Source organism: Pelomonas sp. KK5 (assembly GCF_001984095.1).
Lineage (GTDB): Bacteria > Pseudomonadota > Gammaproteobacteria > Burkholderiales > Burkholderiaceae_C > KK5.
In genome coordinates this window covers 1-9,161 of sequence record NZ_LYVQ01000250.1, presented here as the reverse complement: position 1 = coordinate 9,161, position 9,161 = coordinate 1, and the positions used below count along the sequence as shown (strand labels likewise).

Below are 9,161 nucleotides of genomic sequence, written 5' to 3'. Positions count from 1 at the left end.
ATATGCAACGTCGCGATTTTCTGGCCAGCATGGGTGTTGCCGGCGTCGCTCCGGCGATCATCCATGCACAAGGCAGCATTGAGTCCAGGCCTCAGCAGCGCATCATCCAGCTGGCCCTGGTCGTTGGATCGACACAAAACCCCCTCCTGCCGCTGCTGGCAAAGGCTGCTGCCATTCAGCTCTACCAGGCGTCGGAAGCTCAAGCCAAACAGCTTTCCGCTCGGCTGCAAGATCTGAACTCTAAAATTACAGGCGCCAAACTTGGCAGCGAAGTCCGCGATGTGTTGGCGTCCCGGCTGAGCAGAGAGATCGGCCTGGCGAAGGAAGTCGATGATTGCATCGCGACAGGACGACTCCTTCCGACTGTTACCGGATTCATCGAGACCTATAAACCTGATTTCATCTCCCTGGCTGACAGCGCAGCCGCTGAAATGTCGCGAGTTCTCAAGCAGGATGTGAGTCGAGCAAACGGCGCCTACGACGCCCTGTCACAAGCATTGATTGGAGCGGGGAGGGCTGAACTCCCATCCATTTCTTCATTCAGCAACGTTCTTGGAGCCAAGAACGCTGACTTGCTCAACCAAGCCCAAATCACCGTATCCACGGCAACGACGTTAGCTGATGGCCTCGTCGTCGACATGACCAATAAGGTCGAAGGCTTGAAGGCGGACGCGTTCAAGAGGCCAGGCGAGATCTTGGCTCATCAGTTGGGCGTCGACCTTTCCGCCCCCAGGCTCACCCCAGACATGCAGGGATTCCGGGCTGGTGCGAGTGCCATCCAGGGAGTTTTGACTCTAGTTGGTGCCAGCAAGCAAGCGAAAGATGTCGCGAATGCAGTCCAGTATGTCGAAGCAGGCGTCCAGGTCTTTCAGGCCGTATCCATGCTCGCCGCGGCCGGCAGCGGCTGGGGACTTGTTGCTGGGGCCTCTGGACTTTTGAACGGTTGCGGCGGAATGGCAGCGTTCTCAGCGGCGTTGGGCGGAGGCGGCGCAGCCCAAGCTGAAGCCGCTGCGCAAAAGCGTCATGAAGAAGTCATGGCCGCGATCCGTGAGGTTCACGACATGGTAAAAACTGAGTTCGCAAATCTGAACCAGCGAGTTGATGAGATCTTCAAGCAACTCGGAATCCTGCTCGACGAGATCAAGGGTTTGAAATATCAATCGAATCAGATTCTTCAGGAAGTCAAGCTTGTCTCGCTCAAAGTTGACGACCTCACTTTCCGACTCGAACTGAGCGACCACCTCAGCCGCAAGCACACCACGGAATGGCAGCACAAAGACTGCGCTGCGCTGTCGGCCAACAAGCAAGTCACCGGCGGCCTCATGACTCAGTGCCGTCGGCAGTATTCGGATACTTCGCTTGAGCTGTTCGAGTATCCATGGATGTTGCCGTTCAACGGTCTTGAGGCGGCACAGGCACTGCTCGTGACCATGTCAAAGATTGACCCTGATGCGGGGCGGCCTGATTCGGTTTCCTGGTCGTATGCAAATGCGTTGCGCAAGTGCCTCGACTTCGCAGGCGTGAAAGGACTCCCGAAGCCAGCTTTCGAACCAGCACTGGTGATGATGCTTGAGGGTTATACCGACCTGAGAGTTGACAATCCAAGTGAGTTCGATAGATTTGACAAGACCGGCTCCCCAACGACCCGTAAACAGGTTGATGCACTCCGCAAATCGGGTCAGCAGCACGCGGCCTTCGTCAGCCGCCTACGGAGCGCAGGGCTATCGCAGCGCAAGATTGCGGGCAAGGATTTGTTGCTCGGCAGCGCCTATGACGATATGGGCAAGCTATTTGCCGGCTACGAGAAACATCTCAGTGCCTTCGAGTCGGAGGTGCAGCTGTTAATGAACGATGGGCTCGTCCAATTCGTCGAAGCCTATGCCGCAAGCCAAATTTCCGGTCCATTCGACGTTCGCCTGGGAAGCCTACAAGAGCCAGGGTACAGCATTCCATTCCTGAATGCCGCGGATTTCGGGCCCGGAAACGTCACTACCTTCCTGCGCTGCCCAACATGCGGACCTGACTCTGGAAATTCAATCCTCGCCATTGAAATCGTCTCAATGACGCTGTCTAAGCCTCTCGATCAACTGCGCGAAGATGCCAGAGTTCTTCAGCTGAAAGCCGATGCGGCTCGTGCTAGAAATTACACGGACGACAACAGCGGCCTGAGCGAATCCGACCGCAGGAAGCACGGCGTTCCAGCGGGGAGGGCACCAGATGGATTCCTGCTTCAAGGTCACTCATGCGAGATAAGTGTCTGGCTATATGGCACGGAGATCTATAGGTTTGTCCACAACTTCACTGTCCACGAAGGAAGCCAAACCGACAAGAGCGCACGTGATGCCGCTCTTGGTCCAGCGCTATCCGTGACCAAGCCTCTGGCATATCTTGCTGCTCAGCAAGGTGGTGCAGATAAGTGGCCTTTTGATGGCTTTGTTGGAAAGAGGGCTCTACCTACCCTGATGCCAAACCTCGCTCTTCAGGCTCCGCTTGCGCAAATTGCTCGAGAAGTTCACGTGAAGCAGATCACTGAATGGCATGGTCAGGTTGCACAGCGAAGCTTACAGACAGTTCTCCGGAAGATTTCTCAGCTTGGTGGCGCAACCAGCGGCAAGCTCACGACGCTTCCACAGATGGAACAGCTTGCGTTGCAGATTCGAGCTATGTGCCACCTGGGGCACGAAGAAGCTATGTTCGCATCGGACACGCTGCAAGCTTTGTTCAACGGCGATGCATCACATCGTCTTGTGGACACGCCACTCTTGATTGAATGGGTCAAGAAGCCGCAGATGGTTCCAACAAATCCGACGCAATACGAGATGCTCGATCAGGCAGCAAGAAGCCGATTCGAAGCCTTGAAGGTGGCTATTGCCTTCATGATGGACTCCACCGCGCGCCGCGGTCCGCCGTTGGCGTTCGAGCGAGCCTGGCGCGGATTCAACGAGGAGTTCCCTGAATCCAAATACCCGCCGCTCAACTGAGTTCGATGAAGATCAGGCTGTCATTGAGCACAAGAGCTCGATCAACACTCGCGACTTCGTCGCCTTGAGCTTGCCTTCGGCAATCAACGACGACGCTCGTTGGATAAGCAGCAGCCCCATTCGCTCGTCAGACTCTGACTCTGTCTCGACCACGATATCTGGGGACGGGGTGATCACGATCTACTGGCAGTGCGCACCGAGGCCGGGAGGTACCTCCTGCTTGGTACGCCCAACCTCGTCGAGTGCGTCGCCGTTGTCGGACCGGTCGCAGCCGCCAGCTAGCTTCTCGTCCAGACCACGTCGATGTGGCGTAGCCGGGCGCTCACTGCTCTTGGTCAGAAAAGCCAACTGGCGGGTGGACAGGTGAGATGCTCGTTGGACTGCCGCATACCGGCCCCTCGTGGGCGTCAGGACTTGGCCGGTTGGAAACGTCCGATCCGAAGACTTGCGTGCCCGGCGGTTCGCGCCATTCGCACACCGTCATGATCTGCGTCGCCCCACGCCCATGCGCCGCGCCTGAATTCCTATCTGCAGTCGTGTTCCACCCAAGCCGGCTGAGTGTAGACATGGCCGCGGCGCTCCTTCATCCGCGCATCGCTGTGCCACACGTGCTGATGGCTGTTCCAGGCAGCCCAGTAGCCGGGCGCCCAGACGTAGCCGCGGCTTGGCGTAGGAACGGCGGACTTGACCGCAAGCGGGGTGCTAGCTGTAGTCTGGTTCGACGCGTCACGATGCGCTGACACGAGCACCCGACCGGCGCATTTCGATTCGCCGCAGGCACGTTCAGACTGCTGACCTGTTCTTCGATCTGGACGAAGGGGAGGATGGCTCATTTGTGGCATGCAATGGCGAGGGGCCATAACGCATTACACTCCTTGACCCTCGAACGACCAGTTCGGTGGGCAGGGTGACCTGCCGGGCAGCCACTTCTAGGCCGGCGATGACGGCCAACAGGGTATTCACTGCCGCTCGCCCCATCTCGGCTATGGGCTGTCGCACGGTCGTCAGGGCCGGATGAAGTTGCGATGCAGCCGGGAGATCGTCGAAGCCGACGATCGAGATGTCATCAGGCACTCGCAAGCCGGCGGCGAGGAGGGCAGGCATTGCGCAGATGGCGCTCAGGTCATTGCTGGCGAACACGGCGGTGGGCCGGTCCTTCATCGCCATCAGCTTCTGTGCCGCGTCGCGGCCGCCGGGCGCCGTGTGGTCACCGCGCAGCACAAGCGCCGGATCCCGCTCAAGACGAAGAATGGCCACCGCATCGTCGTAGGCCCGGTGGCGATCTTGCGCCGACCCCAGTTGTTCCTCGCCGCTGATGAAGGCGATCCTGCGATGGCCCAAGGTCGCCAGGTGCTGCATGGCGGCTCGGGCGCCGCCGTAGTTGTCCGCCGCGATGGACGGGAATTCGGCGTGCTCGCGGTGATGGTCGATCGTGATGACGGGCAAGTGCGCAGCCGTGAGGCCCTCCACAAAGCCGAACTGGTAGGGCAGCACGGCGATCACGCCATCGGTGAACTGCTGCAGCAGTTGCAGCACCTTGGCCGGGGGCCGCTGGTCCGTTCAGGGCCATTCCACCCGACACTCCGCGCAGATTTCTTCCCCGCCGCCAACACTGACAGTAGCGTTGAAGGAATGAGGTCGCCGCGGGAGAGGATGCTGTCACCGTGCGTCGCTCGGTGTTTGCGTTCGCCACATGGCTGCGTAAAGACCATTCGCCGCGAGCAGGGCCGCGTGGTTGCCTCGCTCGGCGACCACGCCGTCGGCGATGACCGCGATCTCGTCGAGGTGCAGGACGGCTGACAAGCGATGTGCGATCACGATCGTCGTGCGCCCCGTGGATATCGCCGTCAATTGGCTCAAGATCGCACGCTCCGTCGGTCCATCCAGCATCGATGTCGCTTCGTCGAAGACGTAAATCGCAGGATCTCTCAGTACGGCGCGTGCGATGGCGATGCGCTGCCGTTCGCCGCCTGACAGCTTGAGGCCGCGCTCGCCGATGGGCGTGTCAAACCCCGAGGGCATGCTGGCCACGAAGCGCTCCAGGCCGGCCAGGCGTGCTGCGGCTGCGATGTCGGCTTGGGTCGCATCTTCCTTGCCTACCGCGATGTTGGCCGAGATGGTCGAATTGAAGAGGACCGTGTCCTGCGGCACCACGGCGATCATGGACCGCAGCGTCGCAAGAGGCAGCGTGTCAATCGGAACATCATCGACAAGGATGCTTCCTGCCTGGGGCGCGTGCAATCGCAGAAGCAATCGCATAAGCGACGACTTGCCGCAGCCACTGGCGCCGACGATTCCCAACGATCGGCTGGCGCCGATTTGGAGGTCCAGCCCGTCGAGCACGGGGCGCCCGCTGTCAAAGGCCAGCCGTATGCCTTGGAATCGAAGCGCTGGCGCTCGCGATGCTCGCAGCGCCTCGGGAGTGGTTACAGCCGCATTTGGGCCGATCGGCATGGGCGGCGCCGACTGCTCTGCGTTCGGCCGACTTGGGCCGCGGTCTTCGGTCGGTTCTTCAAGGATCGCGACGAGCGGACCCATGAAGGCAAAACCCTGCGACAGATCACGGCTCGCCGCGGCCAGCAGTTCCAGCGGGCGCGTCATCTGGGCCAAGTAGACGCTGACAAGGACCAAGCCACCGATGGTCAGTCGTCCATCCCGAAGGGCTTGGACCGCAAGGATCAAGGTAACGCACATGGACGCCGCGAAGATGGCCGTGGTGGCGACCCCGGTATGCAAGCGGTGAAGCAGGAGATCGCGCCAGCGCGATTCGAGTGTCGCCAGCGCGGCCGCGTAGTGGGTCACGGTCGCCCCCTCTGCACCAAAGCATTTGATGGGCTCGATGTTCGTGAAGCTGTCCGCCATGATCCCGTTTGAAAGCGTGCTGGCCGCTGAGACAGCTCGGGCCGCGGCGCCAAGACGCCTTGTCCTCGTGGCCATGACAGTCAGATAGAGGACTGCTGCCACGGCGAAGGCCAGGATCAGCAGGGGCTGGTGAAGCGACGTGAGCACCGCTGCGACGGTGATGCCCTCGACGACGACCGGCACGATGCCCGTTGACGCACTGAGCAAAGCGATCTGGCATCCGCTGATTGCTTGCTGCAGGACATGAGGCAGAGAGCCGCTGGCCTGGTGCAGATGAAATCGCAGTGGCAGATCCAGCACATGACGAAGGAAGCCGAGGCGAATCGCCGCATAGAGCCGCTGCTCTCCTGATCCCGACACTGCGGGGCGAGCCTCTGAAGCGATGCGACCTATGCACAGGCAGAAGAGGTAAGCGCCGCCAAAGAGCGCCAGTTGTTCCGTCCTGCTGCCGAGCTGCTCGGGGACCGTTGCGGGGGCCAGAGCGGCATCGACCGTGCTTTTGAGCGCTGCTGGAGCGAGGCCTGTCAGCAAGGCGCTGGCGGCAGTTAGCAAGCCACTTGCCACCAGCTGACGGGCGATGGTTCGATCCATGGTGCGGAGGATCAGCAGCAGCGCTGGTGGAAGCTTGGGCAGTGCGCGTTGCACGAAGGGCTTTCGGAGCACGGAGTGGGCCTTGCTACGAGACCCAACGGTCAACCCATGCTTGCGCGGCGACCAGGCCGTGGATCTGGCTGGCATGGCCGGCGATCGCGGAAGGTCGGCCAGAAAGGACCTCCTCCACGTTTGCTCGGTTCAGAAGACCGCGCCGTGCCAGTTGCCCGTCAAGCAGCATCGCGCGGACCTCCTGGATGTTGCGCATCAGCACTTCTGAGACGTGTTCGGCAAGGCCGCCCTTCGAGCGGCGATTGACGATCTGCGGGGGCAGGTCCTGAGCAAACGCTCGGCGCGCCAGGGCGCGACCATAGCCCCCCTGCGTCAGCAGATAGGTCGGCAAGCTCAGGCACAGCTCGAGAAGCGGCTGGGACAACAGGGGGTTGACCAGCTCGGGGGCGGCCTCTTGCTCGAAGGGGCTGTAGTAGGTGACCGGGTGGGTCGCCGACATCGTCTGCATGCGTTTGCCGATCGGCACGTCAGTCGCGTCGCGCTGCGCGGGATGGATGAGCCGCCGCCAATCCTCGACCGCGAGGCGAACCTCCTCGGCCAGCAAGGGCGACGCACCGAGCAGGTGGGTCTCCAGCCGACTGGGCGCGACCCGCTCCTTGAAGGCCTGGCCCATGGCTCGCCACACCGATACCTTCCCGAGCCGTGCTGCGTCCATCGCCGCGACCGGAAATCCTGCGTCCAAGCCTCGGATTGCGAGATAGTCGGCGGCTGGCCACCAGTCCGCGAATTCGAAGAAGACGGAGTCGCCGCCGGCGCCGGTGAATATCGCAGGCGCACCGTAGGCCGTGGCGATCCTCAAGTCCGCGGCGCCATTCAGCCAGCCTGTGTAGCGGACCGGTTCGCAGGTCCGTGCGGATCGCAAGACCTGCCCCAGGTCGAATGCCGGGTCGCGTTGACGCTCGACCAAGTCTCGGCCCACGGTGGCGGCCGTCAACCTGGCGTAGACGCGCTCGTCGCTGTCCGAGCCCTCGGAGTAGTAGTTGACGCCGATCACGTCCGCCGGCGTCTTCCCGGGCGCGAGGCAGCTAAAAAGGATCGACGAATCGACACCACCGGACAGGCGGACAAGCAGCGAGTCATAGCAACTGGCCCAGGCCATTGTGCAGGTCAGAACATGCTGGCGAATGCGCTGGACGGCCTCGTCGGCGCTGCAGTGGTTGGGGGCTCGCGCGAAATCGAGCGCGTTCCAGAGCAGGGTCGAGCCTTGATCGTGAAGGTCGATGCTTTCGCCGGGAAGGATCTGCAGCACGCCTTCTAGCGCTGTCTGCCGGCCGGCGAGCTTGCCGCCGAGTAGGAACGCCCTGAAGGCGTCCCATTGCACCGCCCAGGGACGCGCGGTACCGAGGCTGGCCAGGGCGTCCTCCAGCCAGGAGAACACGATGGAGACGCCTTCGTGGTGGATCCGGAAGCAGGGCAGGGCGCCGCTGGGGTCCCGTAGTACGCGGGTCGAGCCCGAGGCGGTCTGGAAGATGGCGACATAGCGCCCCCAAAAACCATTGACCAGGGCCCTTCCTTCGCTCTCCAGGATGCTGCGGTTCTCAGCCGCCGTCAGGGCGAGATGTCGCGCGGGAGCGGTTTCTGAGTCGCAGCGACGGAAGAGCTTGCCGAGAACGACGCCAAGGCCGCCCTGCAGGTGGATCGCTTCGTTGGCGCCAGGCTTGGCGCCCCTCGTGTAGACCTGCAGGCCGGGGCGGAGCAGCACGGGCTCCCAGTCGATGCGGTCTTGGCCGAAGTCGCCGAGACGCGCTGCAGTGGCGCAGGCTCTGTCCCAGGAAGGATTCCAGGCGATGGCGATGAAGCGGAACATGCGCGGCGCTCCCGCTACACGGCTAGGATCGGCCTGAATTGGCGCACGTACTCGTGCTGATCGTTCAGCACTGTGGTGCCCGCCTGCACCCAGGAATGAGCGCCGAAGGGGCGGGTCTTGACCCCGATGACCCAGGAGGGGTAGAGGCCCTCGCTGGCGAGGAATCCCATCATCGCCAACGAATCGAACAGGCACTTCTCATGGGCCGTGAGCAGCAGCGGGCGCAAGCGTTCGTAGGTCGCGGCGCATTGCTTCATCCGGTGAGCGTTGCCCGCGCCCCAGGCACCAGAACCATGCTTTCGGGCGGAAAGCGTCGATGCGATCCAGTACAGCGAACGCCCGCGAAGCCACCAGGCCGCACGAGCCGTGCTCCTGAGAAAGGCCGCAAAGCGGCCTGCGCCGATGGCATGGTGCGCAGCAACGTCGCCGAGGTCCAACGAGGCCGTCGCCTCGCCGAGCGCGGTCGCCCCGAATGAAATGGCACCTTGGTTGCTGGCAGCGTCAACCAAAAGCCCTTGCGAGACCAGGCGCTCGGCGAAGTCCCGGTGCTCATTGCCAGCCGTTAATGAGTTCTGTGGCACTGGGTTAGGTGGTGCGGGCCATTCATCGACCCGCCCCGCGAGCATTGCCGCAGCCGGTCCGTCGATACCCATGTATCGATTGGCGCGCAAGTCGAGCAAGATGACCTGTCCACCGACCTCGCATGCACATACATGGGTGGCGATCTGCAATCGATGGTTCTGGCCGGGCGTTGTCACCATTTTCTCCAGACTCAGGCAGCGGGGCGAACCGAGGCGCGTGCCTTTGATGACATGCGATGCGCTCGCAGGGTTGGGACGGGCGAGAGG

The 9,161-nt window shown here is 62.1% G+C and carries 5 protein-coding genes; 1 reads left to right on the top strand and 4 read right to left on the bottom strand.

Going from position 1 to position 9,161, the window contains the following annotated elements; all coding sequences use genetic code 11:
• A partial coding sequence (locus B0W88_RS33865) for a hypothetical protein (protein WP_158080951.1) occupies positions 1-2,981 on the top strand: 2,981 nt, incomplete at its 5' end.
• Positions 2,982-3,764: 783 nt separating this feature from the next.
• Here the strand turns inward: B0W88_RS33865 and B0W88_RS26780 are convergent.
• The 4 genes from B0W88_RS26780 to B0W88_RS26765 form a co-directional block, all read right to left on the bottom strand.
• On the bottom strand, positions 3,765-4,517 hold the full coding sequence (locus B0W88_RS26780) for a substrate-binding domain-containing protein (protein WP_077037635.1): 753 nt from the start codon (positions 4,515-4,517) through the stop codon (positions 3,765-3,767).
• A 123-nt stretch (positions 4,518-4,640) separates the two neighbouring features.
• Positions 4,641-6,488, bottom strand: coding sequence for an ATP-binding cassette domain-containing protein (locus tag B0W88_RS26775; protein ID WP_158080950.1), 1,848 nt, complete (start codon positions 6,486-6,488; stop codon positions 4,641-4,643).
• A 31-nt stretch (positions 6,489-6,519) separates the two neighbouring features.
• On the bottom strand, positions 6,520-8,313 hold the full coding sequence (locus tag B0W88_RS26770; protein WP_077037633.1) for an asparagine synthase C-terminal domain-containing protein: 1,794 nt from the start codon (positions 8,311-8,313) through the stop codon (positions 6,520-6,522).
• Positions 8,314-8,327: 14 nt separating this feature from the next.
• The coding region (locus B0W88_RS26765; RefSeq protein WP_233151860.1) for a lasso peptide biosynthesis B2 protein at positions 8,328-9,161 on the bottom strand (834 nt) is incomplete at its 5' end.

Bases quoted from the DNA above. Each gene is read 5' to 3' on its own strand.
- B0W88_RS26770 (WP_077037633.1), bottom strand. From the start codon at position 8,313: ATGTTCCGCTTCATCGCCATCGCCTGGAATCCTTCCTGGGACAGAGCC.